The organism is Paraburkholderia sp. MM5384-R2 (genome assembly GCF_014201025.1).
GTDB classification, from domain to species: Bacteria; Pseudomonadota; Gammaproteobacteria; order Burkholderiales; family Burkholderiaceae; genus Paraburkholderia; species Paraburkholderia tuberum.
In genome coordinates, this window is the sequence record NZ_JACHDI010000001.1 from 557,480 (window position 1) to 580,708 (window position 23,229).

Below are 23,229 nucleotides of genomic sequence, written 5' to 3' on the forward strand. Positions count from 1 at the left end.
CGCGTAGCGTCCCGGACAGTCGGATCTGGATTGTGTTCGTACCCGCAGACTGATGCGGTGAAAATCGTCAGCGCATCTGCCCGTCAATTTGCCTGCGCAGACGATTTTCCTCGTCTTGAAGCTCGGGCGTAAAAGCTTCGCCAAAGTCCGCAGGCTCAAAGAACGGGCGAATCTCGATCTCTGAATCACTGACCATCGGATTCGGGCAGCGCTTTACCCATTCAATCGCTTCGTCCATCGATTGAACCTGCCAGAGCCAGTACCCGGCGATCAATTCCTTGGTTTCCGCAAACGGGCCGTCAATGACGGTGCGGTCCCTCCCTGAGAATCTCACGCGAGCGCCGGCCGAACTCGGCTTCAACCCGTCGCCGCCCTGCATGATGCCGGCCTTGACCAATTGCTCGTTGTACTGCCCCATCGCCGTGAGGAGTTCGGTACTCGGCATTTGCCCGGCTTCCGATTCGGGGGTTGCCTTGATGATGACCATGACGCGCATTTGGGTTTTCCCTTAGAAGACGAAAGTGTCTGGAGGCAACGGCGCCTCCAGTGACTACGACGAATGATCATAGGGGAAATCGACACGCGCCAGACACGATTGCTGGTCACGGCACTGCGAACGCTTTGTGCACCGACTTTTCGCCTGTATCGGCGGGCCATTGTGCGCGGATCTTCGTCACGACCGGCTCCGGAAGCGCTATGTAATCCAGCGCGTCGACCGTCGGCCCACCATGACTCAACGCCCATTCGAAAAACTTCAAGGTGGCGATCATCTTCACGTCGACGTTCGTCGGCTACTCGTTCGCCTTCCCGGGGACCGCCGCCTATGCCGCGAGCAAAGCCGGGCTGATCGGACTGACGCAAGCGCTCGCGGCTGAATACGGCCCGCAAGGCGTGCGCGTCAACGCGATCCTCCCGGGCGCGGTGGACACCGAGATGTATCGCGGTATGAACGATACGGCCGAATCGCAGACGTTCGTGACCGGGCTGCACGCGCTCAAGCGGGTCGCAAAGCCGGAAGAGATTGCCCGCTCGGCGCTCTACCTTGCTTCCGACGATTCGTCCTTCGTGACGGGTACCGCTTCGTTGGTGGACGGTGGGGCTTCGATTACGCGCACCTGAGCTTTCTTGACGACGGCACCCGCGGGAATGCGGATGTTCGACGGCGACCCGCGAACGGCTGCTTGACCCACGCTTCGATGATGTCGGCTCGTGTCCGGAGGTACGGTCCCGGATGCGCGGCCGACATCGGAGCGTTCGGGCGCGAGCGTCGACCAGCGTCGGCTGATGGACGAACCCCCTACCATGAAAAATAAACGACCACTGTACGGTTCCTCACCTAATCTTTGATCAGTTGAACCGCGAAAAGCAAAGCGCGAGTCAGCCGGAGTAACCAACAAGGAGGCGGGCCATCATGAAGACGTTAGTCCACACAGCTTGCGCGGTCGCGGTCATGGCTGTGTCAGTTGCATCGCTGGCGCAGTCGGACGGGGCGCTGACGCACGCGCAAGTGCAGGCAGAAATCGCTCAGCTCGCGCAAGCCGGCTTCAATCCGGCCAATGCGAATACCGTCGACTTTCCTACCAACATGCCGACCACCAACGCCACTGCCGCAGGCCAGAGCAGCGGCTACGGCCCTGCGACCAGCGGTACGCAGCAGATGGGTAATCCGGCCAGCACGAGTGGGATGAAGCCGGTGTTCTTTGGCGGATCGTAAGCCTGCCCGTCTGACCAGTTCGACGATGCAGACATGCCGTCCCCGCCGGGGACGGCGTGGAGTGTCGTGCTATGCGCGCTTGCAGAGTGGTTTCGGCCGCCGCCTGAATGCCCGAAGCCGTCATGACGACGCGATTTCGGACGCACCCGGTCGAGCGCCATATTGCATGGCGCCTGTTGAATTGCCTGCCTTGTTTCGCTGAGCGCCTAGCGCGAACAGCTAACACCTCGTCAGCGTTTCTTAACGTCGATGGTCAGGATTTCGTATCCGGGGTCGGCGTGCTCGTTCGCGACTTTATTCGCTTCCTCATACGAGCGAAAGGACGTGGCTTCCTTAATCTCCGGTGCCATGCCGATATCGCCGTCCTCTGCGGTGCAGAGGAACTTTTCGCCGGTCTTTACGACGTAGACGGTCGTCATATCTCCCTCCATGGCTTGCAGGGGAACTTCCAGTCTAGCAGGCTGGTAGGGTTGCACATGGTTCGCTGAGTCGATGGTTGAAACGGAAGCGAGGAAAAGGCGATTCTGCTTTGCCTGGTCCGATCGCTGCATTCGCTCAGGGCGTCACTGCGCGATCGACCGCCGCACGTTGCGGGCGAGCCACGCCGCAAGACCGGAACGGCCCGCGATCGACAGCGTGCGGCGCGGCCCAAGCACGATGCCGCCGATCACCAGCGCGAGAAGCAGCGCAACATGCGGCGCCTCGGCGAGCGACGCGAGCACATTGCCGGCGGAGGAGCGCGAGGCTGCCCGCACCGCCGGCAACGCGGCAGTCTGGTTCGCCGCGACCAATGCGGCTCGCGATGCCTCCATGCGTTCCAGAATGGTGACCCGGGCAAGCTCATTTGCGTGATGTGGCTGACTCATTTGAGCGACTCCCTGAGAGCGTCGAGATCGGAGTGAATCTCGGCCTTGAGCACGTGAAGCGATTGCGCCGGTTTCTGCGCCCGCAAGACGAGCAAGGACACGATGCACACGAGCAGCCACGCGGCGGCCACGCCCCAGACCACCGCAAGGAAGTAAGGCGTCTGCCACGCGGTGGCGATGATCGCGATGCAAATGAAGGACAGCGTGAACAGGCCCGCGACTGCCAACGCCATGAGTGCGCTCAACTCGCGCACCAGACGCTTTCGCGTCTCCTCGACTTCCAGCGCGAACAGTTCGCTATAGTCGGTTACACGTTCGACGCAGAATCGCCCGGCGTTGCGCCACTTCGTGACCTTCGCATGGATCGACATTCCGTCCTCCTTACGATTCATTTGCGGCGGACGCCATCAGCAAAGACTTCGCCTCTCGACCGACAGAGCGAAGCGACGCCAGCGTTGAACGCAGCGCAAGAGCCGGGCCCGCGCTGAGCGATTGCACGCCGCGGGCCCGTTCATGGACGGATTCCTGCACGCGTTCGCCCTGTCGGCACAGCGCTTGCTCGAATCAGGCAGATCATTCGCTCGCCGAGGACAGCATGACCCCGCTCCCCCCAACCGATCACACTGACCGCACCGCCGGCGCAAGCATCGGCGAGACCGGCTCCGATATGGCTAGCGCGGACGGACGCGCGATGCCGGCCGCGCACGCCGAGCCCGGCTCCCACCACGCGATGCATGACGCGCACCGCGGCGCGCTGATCACGGTGACCGCGCATCGGAACTCGCGGGGCGCCTGGATCGCCGACGTGTCGATTTCCCGCGAGGGCCGGCCGCTGGAGATACCCGCCAATCTGGCCAACGTGGAGCCCGTGACGCCGGAATGGCTCACCGAGGCGGAAGCGTTGCGCGCCGGCGTCGAACAGGGCCGCTATCTGATCGACCGGACGCTGGGCGGCGGCTCCGCACCTCTGTCGGCGTCGCTGGGGCCGGTGCGCTGACGCGCGCGTCGCAATACGCGCATGTCGCAAATGTCGTGATTGCAGGTTCGACGGATTGCCCGGGTCGAGATTGTCTTTCTGATCGCCGAGGCGTTAGAACCGTGCCCGCGCCGGCGATCCGGCGCAAACGCGTTACTCGTCGCTATCGAGCCCGCCCGGCGGCGGCCCGATCGTCATGCCCGCGCCCGGCCCTGTGCGGGTTCCGGCGGGATAGGCATCGGCTGCTGTCTCGGGCGGAACGTCCGCGACGCAGCGGCTCGCGTCGCCGTCGCGCAGACATTGCACGAAACGGTCCGCCTCCTGTGACGAACGAAATCCGTAGATCTTGCTGGCAACCTGCACCTGTGTGTCCGACAGTCGCTTCGACGGCGTTTCCATCACCACTCCTTTTTGCTCGAAGATCTATCGCTACGAGCAACGCGCGCGCCACCTCCAATGCAATCGCGCCGCGACTGCGGCACAGCGCTCGCGTTGGCCCTACGCAGACCTGGCAGGCCTAGCGCGCCGCGCTCAACCGTCTTGCGTCGGCGATGCCGACGGCGGCCCGCAAGTCGTCCGGATGGACCATCAATTCGCGGACCTCGCGCAGCGTCGCGTATTGGTCGAGCGCCGTCCGCCATCTCGGCGATTCGAGCAACTGATGCCACACCGGTTCCAGCACCGCGCAATCGGCGTCGCGCCCGTCCGCCAGTGCGGCCGCGAAATCGAGGCTGGCGTGCGCCGACAGCAGCTGCATCCGGCTCGCAGGGCCCAGCACGCGCGGCGCCGCTTCGACGGGTGCGTCGCAGCAATAGAGCACGGTCCTGCGAAGACCGGCCCCGTCGCTCGTCAGCGCGGCGAGCGACGCGCCGCTCAAACCCACCGTCCCCTGCTGCGTCCGAAACGGGTAGACGGTGTGCGGGTCCGCATGCGCCAGCAGCGTCAGTCCACGCACGAGCCGCGGCAGATCGGTGGTGGCCGCATCGACCGATGCCTTCGCTTCGACGAGCAGGCAGACGTCCCACGCCGCCGCGTCGGCCGGAGGCTGTGCCTGGCGCAGCAGCACCACGTCCCATTCGGTTTTCGCGCGCTCGTGGCTCGCGGGTATCGCGGCCGGCACGCGCATCGAGTTCACGACACGGTACGAGGCGAGCGCACCCTGCGCGTCATTGAGGCGCCGCGCGAGCGCGTCGAGCGCATCGGCGGCCGATGCCTCGACCGCGGCGCCGCGCTGCTTCGAACTCAAGCCTCGTGCCACGGCAGTCGAGCTTCCCGGGCGCGGCCCCTGGCGCTCCCACAGCGTCTGGTACTGACGCACGCGCTCGTCGGACGCGAGCGCGTAAAGACGGCGCAAGCGCTGCAAAGCGGCACTCTCCAGCAATTGCGCGAGACCGCGTTGCAGCGCGGCGTCGTGCGCGATTTGCGGCGTATCGATGCAAGCTTGCACGGCTTCGGCCAGCTCGGGCCACGCTTCGGCGAACGCCAGCGCGTGCAGACGCGCCAGCGCGTCGCGTTGCTGGCCGGGTAGCAGCCGCTGCTGTTTGGCCGGATGTGCGATCGCATTGACGGCCGCGTAGATCAGCCGGCGATCGACGCTCGCGTGCGCGGCCAGCGACGCGTACTCGCGCACCACCGTGCTGCGATGCCGTAGCAGCGTCGCCTGAAACACCGGGTCGCCGGCTTCCTCGCGCATCGCCTCCCGAATCATGCGCGCAAGCGCCTCGACGAAGAAGCGCTGGTTCGCCGCATCCGGCGCTTCGCCACGCGCGCGCGCCTCGCGAGCCTGCTCGATCGCGAGCGCGAGCACGGTGGCGGGTCTAGCTTGCTGCGTCGGCGCGCAGACGGCCGCAAGCGCCGGCAGGCGGTAGCGACGCGCGACAGCGTCGAGCATCTCGTCGAGCAACGAAGGCGATGGCGTCAAGGACATAGCGATATGTCGATCAGTTGGCGAAATAACTGTACATGAAGGTTCGATGCGGCGCGCGGACCGCGGGCCGCCCCGTCAAAACGCCATTGCCATAAACTTCATAAAAAATAGGCGCTGGGAAATCCGATAAACATTACAAAATACAAACATGAATCGAACCGGCAATTACATTTTTCCGACATTAAACATGCATGACGAATTCAGCACGAAAATTGCTCTCCGGATTAACACGGAGAAAACCGGCTTCAACCAGGCAGACGCTTAATGCTCGGCGTACACTCGCCGGGAAGCGCTTGCCATAAGGCGCAAGGGCTACGGTGCCGTCCGCGATCAAACGCGGTTTTGTGGAGACTCAGGAGAACAATCAATGAGCTGGACTCGGGAACAGAGAAACGTCACGATCGCCGCCTATCTAGGCTGGACGCTCGACGCATTCGATTTCTTTCTGATGGTGTTCGTATTGAAAGATATTGCGCAGGAATTCAATACGGACATTCCGTCGGTCGCGGTCGCGATCATGCTGACCTTGATGATGCGCCCGCTCGGCGCATTGATTTTCGGCTGGCTCGCCGACAAATACGGCCGCCGTCCGACGCTGATGCTCAACATCGCGTGTTTCTCGCTGCTCGAACTGCTGTCCGGTCTGTCGCCCAACCTGATGACGCTGCTCGTGCTGCGCGCGCTGTTCGGTATCGCAATGGGCGGCGAATGGGGTGTCGGCGGCGCGCTGACCATGGAAACCGTGCCGCCGAAGTCGCGCGGCATCGTCTCGGGTCTGCTGCAGGCCGGTTATCCGAGCGGCTACCTGCTCGCGTCGGTCGTGTTCGGCTTGTTCTATCAATACATCGGCTGGCGCGGCATGTTCTTCGTCGGCGTGCTGCCCGCGTTGCTGGTGCTGTACATTCGCGCGCACGTGCCGGAGTCGCCCGCGTTCCAGACGCTCGAAAAGAAGGTACGACCCGGCCTCGTCGCGACGCTCAAGAAGAACGTCGGCCTGTCGATCTACGCGATCATCCTGATGACCGCGTTCAACCTCTTCTCGCACGGCTCGCAGGATCTGTATCCGACCTTCCTGCGCGTACAGCACCAGTTCGACGCGCACACGGTGTCGTTGATCTCGATCACACTGAACATCGGCGCGATCTGCGGGGGTCTGTTCTTCGGCTGGGCATCGGAGAAGATCGGCCGCAAGCGCGCGATTTTCATCTCCGCGCTGATCGCGTTGCCGGTGCTGCCGCTGTGGGCGTTCTCGAGCACGCCGATGCTGCTCGCGCTCGGCGCGTTCCTGATGCAGATCTCGGTGCAAGGCGCCTGGGGCGTGATCCCCGTGCACCTGAACGAAATTTCGCCCGATGAAATCCGCGCGACCTTCCCCGGTCTCGTCTATCAGTTGGGCAATCTGATCGCGTCGGTCAACGGTCCGCTGCAAGCGAAAATCGCCGAAATGCACAACAACGACTACGCGCTCGTGATGGCGGTCGTGATCGGCATCGTCGCGCTCGTGATCTGCGCGCTGATTCCGTTCAGCCGCGAGCGCCGCGGCATCGACATGACGCAGTCCGCGCGTGAAGTCGTCGGCGCGGAATCGACGGGCGGCGCGGTCGGAGGACCAGTTTAAGAGCTTGAGGCTTTCGAACCAGACGGCTAGCCAATACGCGTCAACGCGTGGGAGCCGGGTCAACCCGGTCGTCGAGCGCAAGGCCAGATTACATCGCAACACGACACGAGGCCGTTCCGATTCGTTCGGAATGGTCTTTTTATTTTCCGCGCGGCATGACGCGCCGCGCTTCGCCAGCATGGCTCCCCGACAGGTCTTCTAGAGGAGTTCGTCGAGCCCGTCCCTTGATCGCACCGACCATCTCATCACTCGACGTAACCACCACACGTCGTACATGGAACCCGAACGAGTTCGCTTAACCGAGCAGGACATCTACGTTGCGCACCTGCGCCGTGCCCGTCAGTCGAATCGGTAAGACGCGGTAACGCCCGACGCAACAGCGCGACTCGCAGCGGGCCCGGCGATTGCGTCACCCCAGAGGAGGAAACGTCATGCCGTGGTTCATCCTGGCGCTCGTCATCGCCGCATTCGCTCTCGTCTACGTTCAGGCCCGCGCCTCATGGTGGCTCGCGGCGCTGATCGTCTGGGTCGCGGCCGCGCTCGTGAGCGGCGCGGCCGGCCCACTGCTGACGACGCTGCTCGCGATCGTGTTCGTACTCCCCGCCCTCGTGCTGACGATCAAACCGCTGCGCCGCGCATGGCTCGCGAAACCGGTGCTCGACACGTTCCGCAAGATCCTGCCGCAGATGTCGTCGACCGAGCGCGACGCGATCGAGGCGGGCACGGTCTGGTGGGACGCCGAGCTGTTCTCGGGCCGCCCGCACTGGGACACGCTGCTCGGCTATGGCCCGGCCATGCTCAGCGCCGAAGAGCAGACGTTCCTCGAGGTCGAATGCGAGCAGCTGTGCGACCTCGCGAACGACTGGGAAACCACGATGGTCTGGCAGGACCTGTCGCCGCCAACGTGGCAGTTCATCAAGCAGCACGGCTTTCTCGGCATGATCATTCCGAAGCAGTACGGCGGCAAACAGTTCTCCGCGTACGCGCATTCGCAGGTGATCATGAAGCTCGCGACGCGCTGCTCGGCCGCGGCCGTGTCGGTGATGGTGCCGAACTCGCTCGGCCCGGCCGAGTTGCTGATGCACTACGGCACCGACGCGCAGAAGAACTACTATCTGCCGCGTCTCGCGCGCGGCGAGGAAATCCCCTGCTTCGCGCTGACGAGCCCGTATGCCGGGTCCGACGCCGCCGCGATTCCCGATGTCGGCATCGCTTGCCAGGGCCTGCACGAGGGCCGCGAGACGCTCGGCTTTCGCGTCACGTGGGACAAGCGCTACATCACGCTCGGGCCGATCGCGACCGTACTCGGCCTCGCGTTCCGCGCGCTCGACCCCGACCATCTGCTCGGCGCGAACGACGAACCGGGCATCACCTGCGCGCTGATTCCGACCGACCACCCTGGCGTCGATATCGGCCGGCGTCACTGGCCGTTGAACGCGGTATTCCAGAACGGCCCGAACTCGGGCAAGGACGTGTTCATTCCGCTCGACTGGGTGATCGGCGCACGCGCCCAGGTCGGCAACGGCTGGCGCATGCTGATGGAGTGTCTGGCGGCGGGCCGCGCGATCTCGCTGCCGTCGTCGAACGTCGGGATGGCGAAGATTGCCGTGCGCGGCACCGGCGCATATGCCGCGATCCGGCGCCAGTTCCGCAGCGCCGTCGGCAAGTTCGAGGGCGTGCAGGAAGCGCTCGGCCGCATGGGCGGCAACCTGTACGTGATGGACGCCGCGCGCCGCCTGTCCGCGCAGGCGGTCGACCTCGGCGAAAAGCCGTCCGTCATTTCGGCGATCGCCAAATATCACATCACCGAGCGCGCGCGCATGGTCATCAACGACGGCATGGACGTCGTCGCCGGCAAGGGTATTTGCATGGGGCCGTCGAACTTTCTGGCGCGCGCGTATCAGCAAATGCCGATCTCGATCACCGTCGAAGGCGCGAACATTCTGACGCGCTGTCTGATCATCTTCGGCCAGGGCGCGATTCGCTGCCATCCGTACGTGTTGAAGGAAATGACGGCGACGCGCGAGCCCGATCGCGCGAAAGCCTTGCGCGAGTTCGACGCGGCGTTCTTCGGTCACGTGAATTTCACGGTGTCGAACGTGGTGCGCAGCGCCGTATATGGGCTGAGCGGCGGCGCACTGATCGCGAAGCCGCGCCGCGCGTATGCGCCGCTCCATGCGTACTATCGCGCGGCGACGCGTCTGTCGGCCGTGTTCGCGTTGCTCGCCGACGTGTCGATGTTCGTGCTCGGCGGCGATCTGAAGCGTCGCGAACGCATCTCGGGACGCCTCGGGGACGTGCTGTCGCAGCTGTTCCTGATCTCGGCGACGCTGAAGCGTTTCGAGGACGAAGGCCGACAGCACGACGACTTGCCGCTCGTGCGGTGGGGCGTCGAGGATGCGCTGTACAAGGCGCAGCACGCGCTCGACGGCGTGCTCGCGAACTACCCGAACCGGGTCGCCGCGACGCTCGTGCGTGTGCTCGCATTCCCGTTCGGCCTGCCGCATCGCGAGCCGTCGGACCGGCTCGGCAGCGAGATCGCCGAACTGATGCAAACGCCCGGCGCCGCGCGCGAGCGGCTCGTCGCCGACTCGTACGTGCCGCACCCCGACGTCGATGCGCTCGGCTATGGCGAGCTCGCGTTCGCGCTCAATCCGCGGTTCACGCAGATCGAGCAGAAGCTGCGCGAGGCGGTGAAGCAGGGTCTGCTCGAACCGCTGCCGCAAAGCCTGCCGCAGTTCGCCGCATGGACCGATGCGGCGCAACGCCAGGGCCTCGTCGACGCAGACGAGCGGCACGTGCTCGACGACTACGCGCGCTACGGCGCGCAGGTCGTCAAGGTCGACGATTTCCCGGCCGACTTCGACCTGCTCGCGAGCTTGCAACAGCGCAAGCAGGCGCTCGAAAAGGCGCTGGAACTGGTGGGCTGATGCGCGCGCTCACGCAGAAAAAACTACCGACCCGGCGCGGCAAACCGTACCCGAGTCACGCAACTCAAGGCACACTGACACACGTCCGGCGCCCCTGAAAATCACGGGGCTGCCGCCGCGCGTCCAGCGGAGCAACCGATAACATGAACGACTCCTACCTGAAGTTCGTCAACTCGCCGTTCGGCGGCCGTCTCGCGCGCTCGCTCGGACTGCCGAAGCCCGAGGTGCTGCGGCGCTATCGCGCGGACCGGCCCGAGTTCGACGGACTGATCGCGATTGGCGCGGGCCGCGAGCCGCGCCTGTTCGACGCGCTCGGGAGTCTGATCGCCACCATCGGCATGACGAGCGTCGCGCACGAAAGCGCCGGGCTGTGGGTGCCGCTCGCCCATCGCCACGGCTTGATGACCGGCCGCTTCGAGCCGGCCGAAGCCGGTGCGCCGGGCAAGCTTGCCGCGTTGATGTTCGATGCGAGCGGTATCGACGACAGCAGCCTGCTCGAACCGCTGCACGGCTTTTTCCACGACACGCTGCGCTCGCTCGGCAAGTGTGGGCGCATCGTCGTGCTGGGCCGGCCGCCCGAGGCCTGCGCGAGCCCGCGTCAGTGGACTGCCCAGCGCGCGCTCGAAGGGCTCGTGCGCTCGCTCGGCAAGGAAGCGCGGCGCGGCATCGCCGCGAATCTCGTGTACGTGGAGGAAGGCGCTGAAAACGCCATCGAGGCGACGCTGCGCTTTTTCCTGTCGCCGCGCTCGGCCTATGTGTCCGGTCAGGTGGTGCGGATCGCGGCACATGGCGCGCCGCCGCACGACGCGCCCGCGTTCGATTGGCGCCAGCCGCTCGCCGGCCGGCGTGCGCTGGTCACGGGCGCGGCACGCGGCATCGGCGCGGCGATCGCGAGCGTGCTCGCGGCCGAGGGCGCGCATGTGATCGGCCTCGACATTCCGTCCGCGCGCGACGCGCTCGATGCGACGATGCGGCGGCTGAACGGCAGCCCGCTCGCGTTCGACATCGCCGCACCCGAAGCGCCCGCGCAGATCGCCGCCGCGCTCGACGAGCTCGGCGTCGACATCGTCGTGCACAACGCCGGCATCACGAAGGACAAGACCATCGCGAAGATGACCGACGCCGTCTGGCAAAGCGTGATCGACATCAACCTGAGCGCGCAGGAACGCATCGACGACGCGCTGCTCGCGGGCGGCATCTTGCGCGACGGCGGGCGCATCGTCGCGGTGTCGTCGATCAGCGGCATCGCGGGCAATCCCGGCCAGACCAACTACGCCACGTCCAAGGCTGGCGTGATCGGCCGGGTGCAGAGCATGGCGCTGCCACTGCGCGCGCGCGGCATCACGATCAACGCGGTCGCGCCCGGCTTCATCGAAACGCAGATGACCGCGAAGATTCCGCTCGCGATCCGCGAGGCCGGCCGCCGCATGAACTCGATGAGCCAGGGCGGCCAGCCCGTCGACGTCGCGCAGACCATCGCGTGGCTCGCGCATCCGGGCTCGGCCGGCGTGACGGGCCAGGTCGTGCGCGTGTGCGGTCAAAGCCTGATTGGCGCCTGAACGGGAGCATGGGTATGGACGAACCGCGTGATCCGTTCGGCAGCCGTCAGCTCGCTCCCGCGCCGGGCGACGGCGCGCGGCCGAAAACCGTCGTCATCGAAACGCTGCCCGCGCCGGCAAAGCTGTACGGGCGCGCGCTGACGGGCATCGTCAAGCGCGGCCGCGACACGCGGCTGCCGCCGTTGCGGCTCGTGCGCCCCGCCGTCGTGCTCGAGCCCGGCCCCGTGTGGCGCTATGCGCGCGTGTGCGGCTTCATCCCCGAGCACGGCGTGCCGCTGACCTACCCGCATCTGCTCGCGTTTCCGCTGCATCTGCTGATGCTGACCGACCCCGCGTTTCCGTGGCCCGCGCTCGGTCTCGTGCATCTGGCCAATCACGTGCGGCTGCGCCGCCCGCTCGCCTACAAGGACCTGCTGCGCATCGAGGTCGAATTCGGCGCGCTGCTGCGTCACGACAAGGGCCAGGCGTTCGTCGTGCATACGCGCATCTATCGGCGCGGCGAGGCGGTGTGGGACGGCGACAGCGTCTACTTGAAGCGCGCGGTGCCGGCGCTCGGCCATCCGCTCGAAGCGTTGACGCTCGGCCCCGATGCGCTGCAACGGATCGCGCGCTGGCAGCTCGCGCCGCAACTGGGCCGCGACTACGCGAGCGCGTCCGGCGACTACAACCCGATCCACCTCAGCGCGCTGTCGGCGAAGGCGTTCGGCTTTCCGCGCGCGATCGCGCATGGCATGTGGACGCTCGCGCGCGCGGCGTCGTCGCTACAGCCGCCGAAGCCGCTCGCCGAAGCAACGCTCAGCGCCGAGTTCAAGGTGCCGATGCTGCTGCCGGGCGAAGCGTCGCTGTGGAGCGCATCGCCTTCGCTGATCGAGCGCGATCTCGAGGTGCGCGATATCGCCGGGGAAAAGCCGCATTTGCGCGGGCGCATGCAGTGGCGGCTGCTGTGAACCGCGAGCGCGCCGTTCGCATCGACCAATAATCTCGGAACGACCCAAAGGAGCCGAGCATGTCCCACCCGCAACCTGCCGTGCGCCGCGTCGCCGTCATCGGGGGCAACCGGATTCCGTTTGCCCGCTCGAACACCGCGTACGCGAGCGCATCGAATCAGGACATGCTGAGCTTCACGCTGCAAGGGCTGATCGATCGCTATGACCTGCACGGCGTGCGTCTCGGCGAGGTCGCGGCGGGCGCCGTCATCAAGCACTCGCGCGACTTCAACCTGACGCGCGAGTCCGTGCTGTCCACCACGCTCGCGAAGGAAACGCCCGCCTACGACGTGCAGCAGGCCTGCGGCACCGGCCTCGAAGCCGCGATCCTCGTCGCCAACAAGATCGCGCTCGGGCAGATCGACGCGGGCATCGCGGGCGGCGTCGATACCACGTCCGACGCGCCGATCGGCGTCAACGAGCGCATGCGCAAGATCCTGCTCGAAGCGAATCGCGGCAAGAGTACCGGTCAGCGTATCGCCGCGCTCAGCAGGCTGCGGCCGGGCATGTTGTTCAAGCCGCTGTTGCCGCGCAACGGCGAGCCCCGCACGGGGCTGTCGATGGGCGAGCATTGCGAGCTGATGGCCAAGCGCTGGAACATCTCGCGCGAGGCGCAGGACGTGCTCGCGTACGAGAGCCATCGCAAGCTCGCCGATGCGTACGCGCGCGGCTTCGTCAACGATCTGATGACGCCGTACAAAGGCCTCGCGCGCGACAACAACCTGCGCGCCGACCTGTCGCTCGAAAGGCTTGCGAACCTGAAGCCCGTGTTCGACCGCGACGCGGGCACGCTGACCGCCGGCAACTCGACGCCGCTGACCGACGGCGCATCCGCGGTACTGCTCGCGAGCGAAGCGTGGGCGGCCGAGCGTGGCTTGCCCGTGCTCGCGTATCTGAGCTGGTCGGAAACCGCGGCGGTCGACTTTTTCGACCAGCAGGAAGGCCTTCTGATGGCGCCCGCCTACGCGGTGCCGCGCATGCTCGCGCGCGCCGGCCTCACGCTGCAGGACTTCGATTTCTACGAAATCCACGAAGCGTTCGCGGCCCAGGTGTTGTGCACGCTCGCGGCATGGCAGGATGACGAATATTGCCGCACGCAGCTTGGCCTCGCCGGCGCGCTCGGTGCGATCGACCGCACCAGGCTCAACGTGAACGGCGGTTCGCTCGCGACCGGCCATCCGTTTGCGGCGACGGGCGGACGTATCGTCGCCGCGCTCGCGAAGATGCTGGCGCAACTCGACAAACCGGGCGGCAGCGCACGCGGGCTGATCTCGATCTGCGCGGCTGGCGGCCAGGGGGTCGTCGCGATTCTGGAACGCTAGTGCTGCAGCGCATACCAACATTGTCAGGAGGCAACCGATGACCGAGCCCACCCAAGCCCCGCTTCACGTGCCGGACGCAGGCGGCACGCCTCGTCAAAACCCGGTGCCTCACCCCGCTCCGAACACCGACGGCATCTGGTACGCGTCCTATCCGGACGACGTGCCGCGCGACATCGACGTCACGCAATACGAGTCGATCGACCAGTTCTTCGACGAATGCATCGCACAGTTCCGCGAGCGCGTCGCGTACGTGAGCGTCGGCGCGAACCTGACGTACGGTGAACTGGGCCGCAAGGCGAGCGCGTTCGCGGCGTACCTGCAAAGCATCGGCGTGGAGCCGGGCGAGCGCGTCGCGATCATGCTGCCGAACACGTTCCAGTATCCGGTCGCGCTGTTCGGCACGATCAAGGCGGGCGCGGTGGTCGTCAACGTGAATCCGCTCTACACGGTGCGCGAACTCGCGCACCAGCTAAAGGACAGCGGCGCGCAGACGATCGTCGTGTTCGAGAACTTCGCGAAGACGCTCGAAGATGCATTGCCCGGCACCAAGGTGCGCAACGTGATCGTGACCGGGCTCGGCGATCTGCTCGCCGACGGCGCGAACCTGAAGGGACACCTGCTCAATTTCATGCTGCGTCACGTGAAAAAGATGGTGCCCCCTTACAAGCTGCCGCAGGCGGTGCCGCTCCTGAAAGCGCTTTCGGCCGCTTATGCGCGGCCGCACACACCGGTGCGCGCGACCCACGAAGACATCGCGTTCCTGCAATACACGGGCGGCACGACCGGCGTCGCGAAAGGCGCGATGCTCACGCACCGGAACATCATCGCCAATCTGTTGCAGGCGAAGGCGTGGGCCGCGGGGCAGCTGTCCGGCGAGGGCGAAACGGTGCTCACGCCGCTGCCGCTTTATCACATCTACTCGCTGACCGTGAATGCGCTGATCTTCATGGGGCTCGGCGGGCGCAACATCCTGATCGCGAATCCGCGCGACATGAAGCGCGTGATGATGATCATCCGTCACGAAAAATTCACCGGCATGACCGCGGTCAACACGCTCTATAACGCGTTCCTCGACAACGAGGAATTCTGTCGGCGCGACTTCTCGGACCTGAAGCTCGCGATGGCGGGCGGCATGGCGACGCAGAAAGCCGTCGCCGAGCGCTTCAAGGCGGTGACGGGCAAGCCGATCATCGAGGGCTACGGACTCACCGAGTGCTCGCCGATCGTCTCGATGAATCCGGTCGATCTGACCAATCTGCGCGACTTCGAGGGCTCGATCGGCTTGCCCGCGCCGTCCACCCAGGTGCGCTTCAGGAAAGACGACGGCAGCTGGGCCAATATCGGCGAGGCGGGCGAGCTGTGCGTGAAGGGCCCGCAGGTCATGAAGGGCTACTGGAACCGCCCCGACGAAACCGCGAAGGTGATCGACGACGACGGCTGGCTCGCGACCGGCGACATCGGCGTGATGGACTCGCGCGGCTTTATCCGTCTGATCGATCGCAAGAAGGACATGATCCTCGTGTCGGGCTTCAACGTGTATCCGAACGAAATCGAGGACGTGATCGCCGCGCATCCGGACGTGCGCGAAGTCGCCGCGATCGGCGTGTCCGACCCCGCGCAGGGCGAGCGCGTGAAGGTGTTCATCGTGCGGCGCACGCCGACACTGACCGCCGAGCAGGTGATTGCGTACTGCCGCAAGAATCTGACTGGCTACAAGGTGCCGAAGCTCGTCGAGTTCCGCGACGAGCTGCCGCAAACCAACGTCGGCAAAATTCTGCGCCGTGCGTTGCGCGACGAGGAACTCGCGAAACAGAAGTCTACCTGACGGGAATAAGCGTTGCTTCAAAGCGTTATTGTTTTGTTGCTTCGCGTGATTGCCTTGCAGGTTGCATGAGCGGCCGCGTCACTTTCTGGAGAAATTCATGAAGCACCGCATGTCCGCCCGTTCGCATCGCCGGCGACAGCGCTTGCTGGGTGCGCTGCTCGTCGCGCTCGGCCTGCTGTCGGTGCCGACGGCCTTCGCGCAGAACGACGATCGCCCGCCCCCGCTCAACACCGCGAGCGCCGTCAAGCCGCCCACCACGCCGGCCGCGCAGGTCGGCATGCTGACGCTCGACCAGCAGGTCAAATGGCTGCGCGCCGCGCAGCAAAGCGGCACGCTCGAACAGCTCGACGACGCGCAACTGGTCGCGCTGTTCCAGTCGCTCGATCCGCTCGCGCTACCGCGCTATATCAAGGAATGGCCGAACGACTACCCGTCGTACGAGTTCACGATGTCGCGCTTCGAACGCATTCGCGGCATATGGCCCGACAAGCCCGATCACATGCTGGTGCGCGTCGCGCACGACCCGCTGCGCATCTATGCGAAGTGGCTGCCCGACGGCGCGCACGCGGGCCAGGAAATCATCTACGACGAATCGAAACGTAGCGACGAAACCTACGGCCACCTCGGCGGCATCATGAACGTGATGCCGTTGTGGACGTCGCTGACCGGCGCGCTCGCACGCTCGCAATCGAATCACAGCGTGCGCGATCTCGGCACCGAGTACGTTGCCGATCAATACCTGAGTGAAGGAAAAAAATACACCGAGGCCGGCTTGCCGCGTTCGGTGCAGATCGCAGTGAAGACCATCGACGGTGTGCGCGTCGTCGCGTTCACGTTCGAAACACCGGTCGGCCAGCCACAGTTCTACGCGAAAAAGGAAACGCTCGGGCTCGATCTGCGTCATCCGTTCTTTCGCAGCGTCCAGTCTTACGACAACGACGGCAAGATTTTCGAGCAGATCGTATTCGAGAGCATCACGCCGAGGACATTCGACGATTCGACCTTCGATCCGAAGAACAAGGACTACAAGTTCTAGCGCGCGCTGCGCGGCGTCAGCGCGAAGGCCACGTGGGCGGGTTGCGCATCCAGACCCTCGCGCGCTTCGTGACGATGCTCGACGAAGCGTCCCGTGCGAAGCGCGAGGTGTTGCAGGACGAAGTAATCGGACGCGCGCGTGAAGCCGATCAGCGCGGGCATCGCGTGCGGGGTCCGCCCAACGTCGAGCAGTGGCGCAAGTGTCGTGAACCAGAGCGCGCCCGCATCGTCGCCGGTTTCGAAGGTCGGCAAGCGAAGATGCGCGGCATAGCGTGCAAACGACGCGCCGCATTCGAGCGTCGAGTCGACGATCGCGAACGCGCGCGCATCGTCAGCGCACGCGGCGGCTTGCGCGAGCCACGGCCATGCGCCGCCCGCGGCCGTCGCGAGGCATGCACCGGTGAGCATGAAAGTGCGTCGATCCATTGGCGTGTACGTTCCGTTCTGTTTGCGCTTCGGTCTGCCGTGCGTGTCCGCACGCGTCGTTCACGTGTACCCCCGCCGGTCGCGCCACGCCGCCGGCCAGATGCCCTGCTTGCCCGGCGCGAGAATGCCGTTCGGGTCGAGCGCATCCTTCAGCGTTTCGGCGAAGCGCAGCGACGCACCGTCGTTGAAGCTGTATTGCGCGGCCGCGAAATCCATGTACGCGAGATGCGCGCGATATTCGCCGTAGCCGGCCGCGCGCGCGTCGCTCATCAGCGAGCGCAGCAGCGCGCCGGCCTGCTCCACCTGGTTCGCGTCGTCGCGATCGAAAATCGCCGCGAAAATATGATGCAGATGCCGCGCGCCCGCGGTAAAGCCACCGTAGTAGTCGAAGCCGTATTCGGCGGCGCGCGCTTTCACCATCGTGTACTGGCGCATCGCGTCGCGCCCGGTCGCCGGACAGATCGGCGCGAAGTCGACGTGCGCGCCCGCGCCGCCGCGCCAGTCGAGCATGCGAAACGCGGTCATCGCGGGAATGCCGGCCATGTTGCGATCGCCGCCGCCAGTCGGCTGAGCATCGCCCGCATAGCGCGCCGCCGTGAGCCGCGCCTCCGGCACCCGCGCGAACGCGCGCTCGATCAGCGCGTAGCGCGCATCGATCAACTCGGGCGTGCCGTACAGCGCGAAATGCAGGTTCCAGCGCCCGACGCCGAGTTTGTCGAGCATCGCCTGCACCGCGCTCCCGGGCATCGCGCCCGCGCCGTCGTACCACTGCCGGCGTGGCGACAGGCTCGCTGCGCGCCGCAATCCGCCCTCGATCACCGCGTGATTGCGGATCGTGCCGTCGAGCCGCAACGGCCGCAGAATCTCGACGATCTCCTCCAGATCGGCCTCGCGACGAAACTGGATTTCGCCGAGCAGATACGCGGGCGGCGCGGGCATCAGCCACACGCCGAGCTTCGTCACGATGCCGTAGTTCGACTGCATGAACATCGCATCGAACGACGGCCCGTAGCCCGGCTGATACAGCTGCCACGCAGTGCCGATCTCGACGCCGCCCATGCCGGTGCGCAGCACGTCGCCGTTGGCGAGCACGACCTCCATCCCGCATTGGGCCGCCGCGTGATCGCCGTAGTCGGTATAGCCGAAGCCGCGCTCCAGCGTGTTGCCGACCACGCTGCCCCAGCCGGCAGCCGGTGGATCGACCCACAGCTTGTAGCCCTTGTCGCGCAGATGCGCGTACAGATCGAAATAGCTGACGCCCGGTTCGACCAGCGCATAGGCGAGCATTTCGTTGACTTCGAGGATGCGGTTCATGCGCTGCAAGTCGAGCACGACCGAGCCGCTGAGACGCGGCGCCGCGCCGCCGTACGCGAAGTTGCGCCCGGTCGAGACGGTCCACAGAGGAATCCGGTACTGATTGGCGATGCGCAGCACCGCGCGGATTTCATCGACCGACGCGGGCAGCAGCGCGGCGCTCGCGACAAACGCCCCCGGCTCGCCAGGAGCGAACGGATCGCCATAGGCGGCGAGGCCGGCGTCGGAACGCAGCACGTGCGCTTCACCGACGATCGCGCGCCAGCCGGCGAGCGCCCGGTCGAACTGCGCGGCGGACAGGTTGGGCGGCAGCGTCTGGGGCAAGGCGTCTCCTTGTCGGTCGGGTAACCCGCGGGTGCAGTCGCGCGGGCAAGCTATGCGTGCGTCGCCGCTGACGGCCTTGACGACACGCTACCGCCCGCTACTGCTGCCACGTCTCGGGCTTACCACCGAGCTCGCTGCACACGTCGATCGCGATCTCGCGCAGCTTGCCTTCCGCGATCGCGCCAGACAGCGCGTAGCCCATGCCGTCGCTGATCCAGTAGAAGGTGCGGCGGTTGCCGTCGCGGAACAGGCGGAACGCGGTTTCGTCGCGTGTGACGCCGGTCACGTACAGCGTCAGGCGCGCGCCGGCCTGGTTCTCGTACATGAACTGCGCAGCCGGCCCGGCCTCGCCGGGCAACAGGCGGCCGCCCACCAGCGAATAACCATACTCCTGCAGCGACGGCACCGACAGCGGACGATTCAGCCGCTTCGACAGCCAGGTGATCAGATGCTCCTCTTCGCTCGCGGCGACTTCGACCGGATGACGCCGCTCCGGCGAGTACACCGCGTACGCGACATCCGCGCGCTGCGCAAAACCGGCCGGCTGTCCGCCGAAGCCGCTCCACGCGCCGCCGGTCAGCCGCGGGGCGAGCGGACCGAGGGCCAGCGCGAGCCCGGCGCCGGCCGCGAGCCAGCAGGCGGCGAGACCCGCGCGCTGCCACCACGGCCGCGTCCGACGCACGACGATAAAAGCCGGCTCCTCCGCCTCCGTGGGCTGGCTGCCTGCATAGCTTCGCTCGCCGGCTTCAGCGGCTTGCTGCCGATCGTCGGCCCGCTGCCCTGCTTGCGCTTGCCGCGCATCGCTGTCCGGCGCGCCGCACAGCGCCCGCAGCGCCGTCTTCTGCGCGCGCCACGCGGCCACGCGCGCGGTGGCCTGCGGATGCTGGCGAAGCTGCGTTTCGATCGCGGCGCGCTGCTCTTCCGGCAATTCGCCATCGACATAGGCCGACAGCGCGCGCAGATCGAGCTCGTCATGCAAGCCGGAATCGGAGTCATCGTGGTTCATTATCGGTTTCTCACCACTTTCAGCGGCGCGACTTCATGCGCCGCCCGCGGCGCACGGGGCTGCGGTCCGTGCATCGGCCCTGGCGGCTCCTCGCACAGCAACGCGCGCATATGCTCGCGCGCGCGCGACAGCCGCGACATCACCGTACCGATCGGCACCCCCAGCGCGCTCGATGCCTCCTGGTACGACAGCTCCTCGACGCACACCAGCAGCAGCACCTCACGCTGCTCGAGTGGCAGGCAGTACAGCGCGCGCTGCACGTCGCGCAGCACCAGACCGTCGACCTCGCCGTGCGGCGCCTCGAGATTGCGCCACGGCGCGCTTTCGTCGTCGACGGCGATCTCGCGGCGCCCGCGCAGCTGGTCGATGTACAGATGCCGCAGGATCGTCAGCAGCCACGCGCGCAGGTTGCTGTTCGGCCGGAATGCCGACCAGCGCGCAAGCGCACGCTCCGCCGTATCCTGCACGAGATCGTCGGCCCAGGCGCGGTCGCCCGTCAGTGCGCGCGCATAGCGGCGCAGCTGGGGCAGCCACGCGATCACTTCCGCTTCGAATGTCACCCGGCGTGCCAGGCCCGGTCGCGGCGGTTAGTAGCCGCCGCCGCTGCTGTTGCTGTTGCTGCTCGAACCCGACGCGGCGTTGTCGGGATCGGCCGCGTGCGCGAGGGAGCCGCACGCGAGCGCGAGCAGGACGAAGAGCGCTGACAGAATACGGGATGCTTTCATGGTGAGCCTCCTGGCAGATGCCCGGCACGCGATCGACCGACCGGCGCGGCGGGCGGCAGGCCGCGGGATGCGGTGCTGCCATACTGGACTTAACGCCGCGATCGCGTGGTTTATTCCATCGCCGTCGTGGCGCTGTTTCGCTGCGCTGTTTCTCCGGGCTTTTTCGCGGCGCTTCGACGCCGCCGCCGTGATGGCGCAACATGCCCCTATGTTCTTCTTTTTCCGCCAACCATGCCGGCAATGCCTGGAGAGACCGGAAGTAGACGACATTGCCCAGCAGATTCGTAACTCAACGTTACAGTCCCGCGTTATCGGATGCTTATGTGCTCACAAGTCGTTATAGTGGACAAAGTTCGCCCCCGTCGACGCGTTCTGCCCCCGCATAGGGTAGAAAGGGTAAAATCGCGGCGAACCACCGTCTATCTAACCTGAATTGTCCATGGCTTCCGCAGAATCGCATCCGCAAAACGACTTCATGAACGCTGCGCGCAAGGAACGAAAGCGCGTCGAAATCTATCTGGTCAACGGCATCCGCCTGACCGGATGCATCGAGTCGTTCGATCAGTACCTGGTGATGCTGCGCACGCCGGTTGGCCTGCAAGGCATCTACAAGCGCGCGATCTCCACGATCCAGCTCGACACCGGCACGCGGCCGGCGCCGCGCACCGGCCGAACGTCGCATGGCGAACATGGCGCGCGCGGTCCCCATGGTTCGCGCGAACATCGCGAGCCGCGCGAAGGGCGTGAATCGTACGGCACGCCGTCGGCGGAACGCGCGCCGAGCGAGCGCAGCGGCAACTCCGAAGGTCCGGTGGTCGTCACGCGGCGGCGGCGTCTGTTCGGCACCGGCGGCGAAAGCGGCAATCATGGCGGCAACCACGGCGGCGGCAGCTCCGGCGGCAATCAGGAATAAATACGAAGAAGCTGTAGCGGCCGCGCCTCGCTACTCCGCGGACGAACCGAGGCGCCGCAGAATTTTCTCCAGTTGGGTCAGCTGACGCTCGGTCAGCTCGAATCTCCCCTTGACCGCCAGCACGCGGCGGCGCCAGTAGCCGGCGTCGAACAGGTGCAGCGCCGGTTGCCGCGTCGCCCAATCCAGGTGTTCCAGTTCGGCTTCCACGACGTGGGCTGCGAGCACTCGTCGCGAGCCCGCCGGCTTTTTCCCGTTCATCTGGTTCGCTGTGTGATGGATCGATGGAGGTGTCGTTCGCGGCTCGAGCGCGGCCGGGACACCACTCGGAGAACGAATCGATGCCGGCCGGCTTTAAACGACGCGCCTGCGCCATCTGGCGGTCGTTCGCCGATAGCCGCGATGCGCTATGCTGAATGATTGACTCTCTACCGATGGAGCGCGCCATGACCAGCAAAAACCAGCATGCCTCCCGACCGGCGCGCACGCGCCGGACGCCCCCGACGTCCGCCGATACGCGCCTCGACGAAGCGCTGATGGAGAGCTTTCCCGCCAGCGATCCGATCGCCGTCGACGTGACGCAGCCGCCTCGCGAACGGATGCGCAAAACGCAAGCGGATACGCGCAAGCGGCATTGAAGTCGCGCCGTCTTGCGTCGTACGACGGCGCACAACGACGCGGCAACGAGCCGTCAGGGCTCGCGAAAAATGCCGAGTGCAAATGCCGAAAAGCCCGGCGGTAAAAGTACGATGCGCGGGCTGGCGGGGTGCGGAAAGCACCGATCAAACATAACGACGGTAACGCCCGCGGACGAGCCGGACGGCGCACCGATTTCCGCGCCGTCCCGCCAACTCCACCCAGGCTCACACCGTCGTGCTCAATGCACCGGCAAGCCGTTATTGAGCTGACGCTGCAGGTCGCGCACCTGGCGCTGCGCGACGCGCAACTGATCCTGCGCGGCGGCCTTCTGCTGCGCCAGTTCGGTCGCCTCGGCGCGCTTCTGCTCCTGCTGGCTCGCGACGATGCTTTGCTGCTGACGCGCGACGTCGAGGTCGGCCTGCAGCCGGCTTGCGCGTTCCTGCGACAGCGCGACCATGCGCTGCGTGAACGCCTTCTGCGCTTCGAGTTGCGTACGGCGGATCTCGATGTCCGACAGTTGCATCGTCTGCCGCGCGAAATCCTTGTAGATCAGCTCGGCGCGCGCGGCGTCCTGCGACTTGATCACGCGCCAGAAGTTTTTCTGCTGGAACAGCGCGACGTAGTAGGTCATCTCCTTGCCGTAGAACAGCAGGCTCGCGCCATAGCTGCCGTTATACGTGGTGCGCAATTCGCTCAGATCCGGGCCGTGGATCATCTGCTGCAATTCAGCCACGTTCCCGGTGGCGGATTGCCGGTTTTCATCCGGCGTCAGTGCAGTGGTCTCCGCCTGGCCGGCCTGCGAGGTGTCGGGCAACGCACTCGTCGTACCCGGCTGGGACACGACCGTACCGCTCGCACCACTGTTCTGCAGAGCCTGTGCATTCGCGCCCTGAAGGGCCCCCAATACGATGCATGCGGCCAGAGCAATCTCTCGTAGCTTCGACTTTCGGTCCATGTGATACCTGTTGAACAGATTTTGTTTTAGTAGAAAACGGGGAATTATTACTCACTTTGGCGGATTTCGGGATCTTCGTCGGAAATATGGTACTTGCGCGTTTGCTTCTATAACAGGCACAAGCGTAGTCCCGCCTCACCGGCGCAGCGGTAGACGACGATCCGTTCGATTC

The 23,229-nt window shown here is 65.8% G+C and carries 25 protein-coding genes and 1 pseudogene; 12 read left to right on the plus strand and 14 right to left on the minus strand.

What is annotated here, in order from left to right; translation table 11 throughout:
* Positions 1 to 67: 67 nt before the first annotated feature.
* Positions 68 to 496, minus strand: a complete 429-nt coding sequence (locus tag HDG37_RS02685; protein ID WP_184044063.1) for a YciI family protein — start codon at positions 494 to 496, stop codon at positions 68 to 70.
* Positions 497 to 602: 106 nt separating this feature from the next.
* Positions 603 to 776 carry a hypothetical protein gene (locus tag HDG37_RS02690; protein WP_409259882.1) on the minus strand — a complete coding sequence of 58 codons (174 nt, stop codon included), beginning with the start codon at positions 774 to 776 and terminating at the stop codon, positions 603 to 605.
* Here HDG37_RS02690 and HDG37_RS02695 point away from each other — a divergent pair.
* Both HDG37_RS02695 and HDG37_RS02700 read left to right on the plus strand, forming a co-directional pair.
* Positions 763 to 1,119 (plus strand): annotated as a pseudogene (locus HDG37_RS02695) (SDR family oxidoreductase); the annotation flags it as partial. The gene HDG37_RS02690 and the pseudogene HDG37_RS02695 overlap by 14 nt on opposite strands.
* 292 nt (positions 1,120 to 1,411) lie before the next feature.
* Positions 1,412 to 1,714 carry a DUF4148 domain-containing protein gene (locus HDG37_RS02700; RefSeq protein ID WP_184044065.1) on the plus strand — a complete coding sequence of 101 codons (303 nt, stop codon included), beginning with the start codon at positions 1,412 to 1,414 and terminating at the stop codon, positions 1,712 to 1,714.
* A 230-nt stretch (positions 1,715 to 1,944) separates the two neighbouring features.
* Here the strand turns inward: HDG37_RS02700 and HDG37_RS02705 are convergent, their stop codons facing one another.
* The 3 genes from HDG37_RS02705 to HDG37_RS02715 all read right to left on the minus strand — a co-directional run bounded on the left by HDG37_RS02705 (position 1,945) and on the right by HDG37_RS02715 (position 2,951).
* Complete coding sequence (locus HDG37_RS02705; protein WP_090805701.1) at positions 1,945 to 2,133, minus strand: hypothetical protein; 189 nt, start codon at positions 2,131 to 2,133, stop codon at positions 1,945 to 1,947.
* 144 nt (positions 2,134 to 2,277) lie between these two features.
* Positions 2,278 to 2,580 carry a hypothetical protein gene (locus tag HDG37_RS02710; protein ID WP_260332717.1) on the minus strand — a complete coding sequence of 101 codons (303 nt, stop codon included), beginning with the start codon at positions 2,578 to 2,580 and terminating at the stop codon, positions 2,278 to 2,280.
* Complete coding sequence (locus tag HDG37_RS02715; RefSeq protein ID WP_184044067.1) at positions 2,577 to 2,951, minus strand: phage holin family protein; 375 nt, start codon at positions 2,949 to 2,951, stop codon at positions 2,577 to 2,579. The genes HDG37_RS02710 and HDG37_RS02715 overlap by 4 nt, the downstream gene beginning before the upstream one ends.
* Positions 2,952 to 3,175: 224 nt before the next feature.
* Here HDG37_RS02715 and HDG37_RS02720 point away from each other — a divergent pair, with 224 nt between their 5' ends.
* Positions 3,176 to 3,577, plus strand: coding sequence for a DUF6566 family protein (locus tag HDG37_RS02720; RefSeq protein ID WP_184044069.1), 402 nt, complete (start codon positions 3,176 to 3,178; stop codon positions 3,575 to 3,577).
* 132 nt (positions 3,578 to 3,709) lie between these two features.
* Here HDG37_RS02720 and HDG37_RS02725 read toward each other — a convergent pair whose 3' ends face one another.
* Positions 3,710 to 3,955: a hypothetical protein gene (locus HDG37_RS02725; protein ID WP_184044071.1), complete on the minus strand. Its 246-nt coding sequence runs from the start codon at positions 3,953 to 3,955 to the stop codon at positions 3,710 to 3,712.
* A gap of 118 nt (positions 3,956 to 4,073) precedes the next feature.
* Positions 4,074 to 5,483: a 3-deoxy-D-arabino-heptulosonate 7-phosphate synthase gene (locus HDG37_RS02730; RefSeq protein ID WP_184044073.1), complete on the minus strand. Its 1,410-nt coding sequence runs from the start codon at positions 5,481 to 5,483 to the stop codon at positions 4,074 to 4,076.
* A gap of 367 nt (positions 5,484 to 5,850) precedes the next feature.
* On the opposite strand from HDG37_RS02730, the gene HDG37_RS02735 reads away from it, so the two are divergent.
* The 7 genes from HDG37_RS02735 (at position 5,851) to HDG37_RS02765 (ending at position 16,759) form a co-directional block, all read left to right on the plus strand.
* The gene (locus HDG37_RS02735; protein ID WP_184044075.1) at positions 5,851 to 7,101 is read left to right on the plus strand and encodes an MFS transporter; all 1,251 of its coding nucleotides are present in this window, start codon (positions 5,851 to 5,853) and stop codon (positions 7,099 to 7,101) included.
* 431 nt (positions 7,102 to 7,532) lie between these two features.
* Complete coding sequence (locus HDG37_RS02740; protein WP_184044077.1) at positions 7,533 to 10,031, plus strand: acyl-CoA dehydrogenase; 2,499 nt, start codon at positions 7,533 to 7,535, stop codon at positions 10,029 to 10,031.
* A gap of 143 nt (positions 10,032 to 10,174) precedes the next feature.
* Positions 10,175 to 11,590 carry a 3-oxoacyl-ACP reductase gene (locus HDG37_RS02745; RefSeq protein ID WP_184044079.1) on the plus strand — a complete coding sequence of 472 codons (1,416 nt, stop codon included), beginning with the start codon at positions 10,175 to 10,177 and terminating at the stop codon, positions 11,588 to 11,590.
* A 14-nt stretch (positions 11,591 to 11,604) separates the two neighbouring features.
* Complete coding sequence (locus tag HDG37_RS02750; protein WP_184044081.1) at positions 11,605 to 12,537, plus strand: MaoC/PaaZ C-terminal domain-containing protein; 933 nt, start codon at positions 11,605 to 11,607, stop codon at positions 12,535 to 12,537.
* A 59-nt stretch (positions 12,538 to 12,596) separates the two neighbouring features.
* Positions 12,597 to 13,898, plus strand: coding sequence for an acetyl-CoA C-acetyltransferase (locus HDG37_RS02755; RefSeq protein WP_184044083.1), 1,302 nt, complete (start codon positions 12,597 to 12,599; stop codon positions 13,896 to 13,898).
* Positions 13,899 to 13,935: 37 nt separating this feature from the next.
* Positions 13,936 to 15,723 (plus strand): AMP-binding protein, encoded by a 1,788-nt coding sequence (locus tag HDG37_RS02760; RefSeq protein ID WP_184044085.1) that lies wholly within the window; start codon positions 13,936 to 13,938, stop codon positions 15,721 to 15,723.
* 97 nt (positions 15,724 to 15,820) lie between these two features.
* Positions 15,821 to 16,759, plus strand: coding sequence for a DUF1571 domain-containing protein (locus HDG37_RS02765; RefSeq protein ID WP_184044087.1), 939 nt, complete (start codon positions 15,821 to 15,823; stop codon positions 16,757 to 16,759).
* Here the strand turns inward: HDG37_RS02765 and HDG37_RS02770 are convergent.
* From HDG37_RS02770 to HDG37_RS02790, 5 genes are all read right to left on the minus strand, one after another.
* Positions 16,756 to 17,184: a hypothetical protein gene (locus HDG37_RS02770; RefSeq protein ID WP_184029836.1), complete on the minus strand. Its 429-nt coding sequence runs from the start codon at positions 17,182 to 17,184 to the stop codon at positions 16,756 to 16,758. The genes HDG37_RS02765 and HDG37_RS02770 overlap by 4 nt on opposite strands.
* Before the next feature lie 60 nt (positions 17,185 to 17,244).
* On the minus strand, positions 17,245 to 18,822 hold the full coding sequence (locus tag HDG37_RS02775; RefSeq protein ID WP_184044089.1) for an FAD-binding oxidoreductase: 1,578 nt from the start codon (positions 18,820 to 18,822) through the stop codon (positions 17,245 to 17,247).
* A gap of 97 nt (positions 18,823 to 18,919) precedes the next feature.
* Positions 18,920 to 19,828, minus strand: coding sequence for an anti-sigma factor (locus tag HDG37_RS02780; RefSeq protein ID WP_184044092.1), 909 nt, complete (start codon positions 19,826 to 19,828; stop codon positions 18,920 to 18,922).
* Positions 19,828 to 20,388: a sigma-70 family RNA polymerase sigma factor gene (locus tag HDG37_RS02785; RefSeq protein ID WP_184044094.1), complete on the minus strand. Its 561-nt coding sequence runs from the start codon at positions 20,386 to 20,388 to the stop codon at positions 19,828 to 19,830. The genes HDG37_RS02780 and HDG37_RS02785 overlap by 1 nt, the downstream gene beginning before the upstream one ends.
* Positions 20,389 to 20,415: 27 nt before the next feature.
* Positions 20,416 to 20,553 carry a hypothetical protein gene (locus tag HDG37_RS02790; protein ID WP_184044095.1) on the minus strand — a complete coding sequence of 46 codons (138 nt, stop codon included), beginning with the start codon at positions 20,551 to 20,553 and terminating at the stop codon, positions 20,416 to 20,418.
* A 439-nt stretch (positions 20,554 to 20,992) separates the two neighbouring features.
* On the opposite strand from HDG37_RS02790, the gene hfq reads away from it, so the two are divergent.
* The gene (gene hfq / locus HDG37_RS02795; RefSeq protein WP_184044097.1) at positions 20,993 to 21,466 is read left to right on the plus strand and encodes an RNA chaperone Hfq; all 474 of its coding nucleotides are present in this window, start codon (positions 20,993 to 20,995) and stop codon (positions 21,464 to 21,466) included.
* A gap of 30 nt (positions 21,467 to 21,496) precedes the next feature.
* Here the strand turns inward: hfq and HDG37_RS02800 are convergent, their stop codons facing one another.
* Positions 21,497 to 21,724 carry a hypothetical protein gene (locus tag HDG37_RS02800; RefSeq protein WP_184044099.1) on the minus strand — a complete coding sequence of 76 codons (228 nt, stop codon included), beginning with the start codon at positions 21,722 to 21,724 and terminating at the stop codon, positions 21,497 to 21,499.
* Between the two features lie 185 nt (positions 21,725 to 21,909).
* On the opposite strand from HDG37_RS02800, the gene HDG37_RS02805 reads away from it, so the two are divergent.
* Positions 21,910 to 22,101 (plus strand): hypothetical protein, encoded by a 192-nt coding sequence (locus tag HDG37_RS02805; protein WP_090805694.1) that lies wholly within the window; start codon positions 21,910 to 21,912, stop codon positions 22,099 to 22,101.
* 239 nt (positions 22,102 to 22,340) lie between these two features.
* Here HDG37_RS02805 and HDG37_RS02810 read toward each other — a convergent pair whose 3' ends face one another.
* Positions 22,341 to 23,057: a DUF2968 domain-containing protein gene (locus HDG37_RS02810; protein WP_184044101.1), complete on the minus strand. Its 717-nt coding sequence runs from the start codon at positions 23,055 to 23,057 to the stop codon at positions 22,341 to 22,343.
* Positions 23,058 to 23,229: the final 172 nt, after the last annotated feature.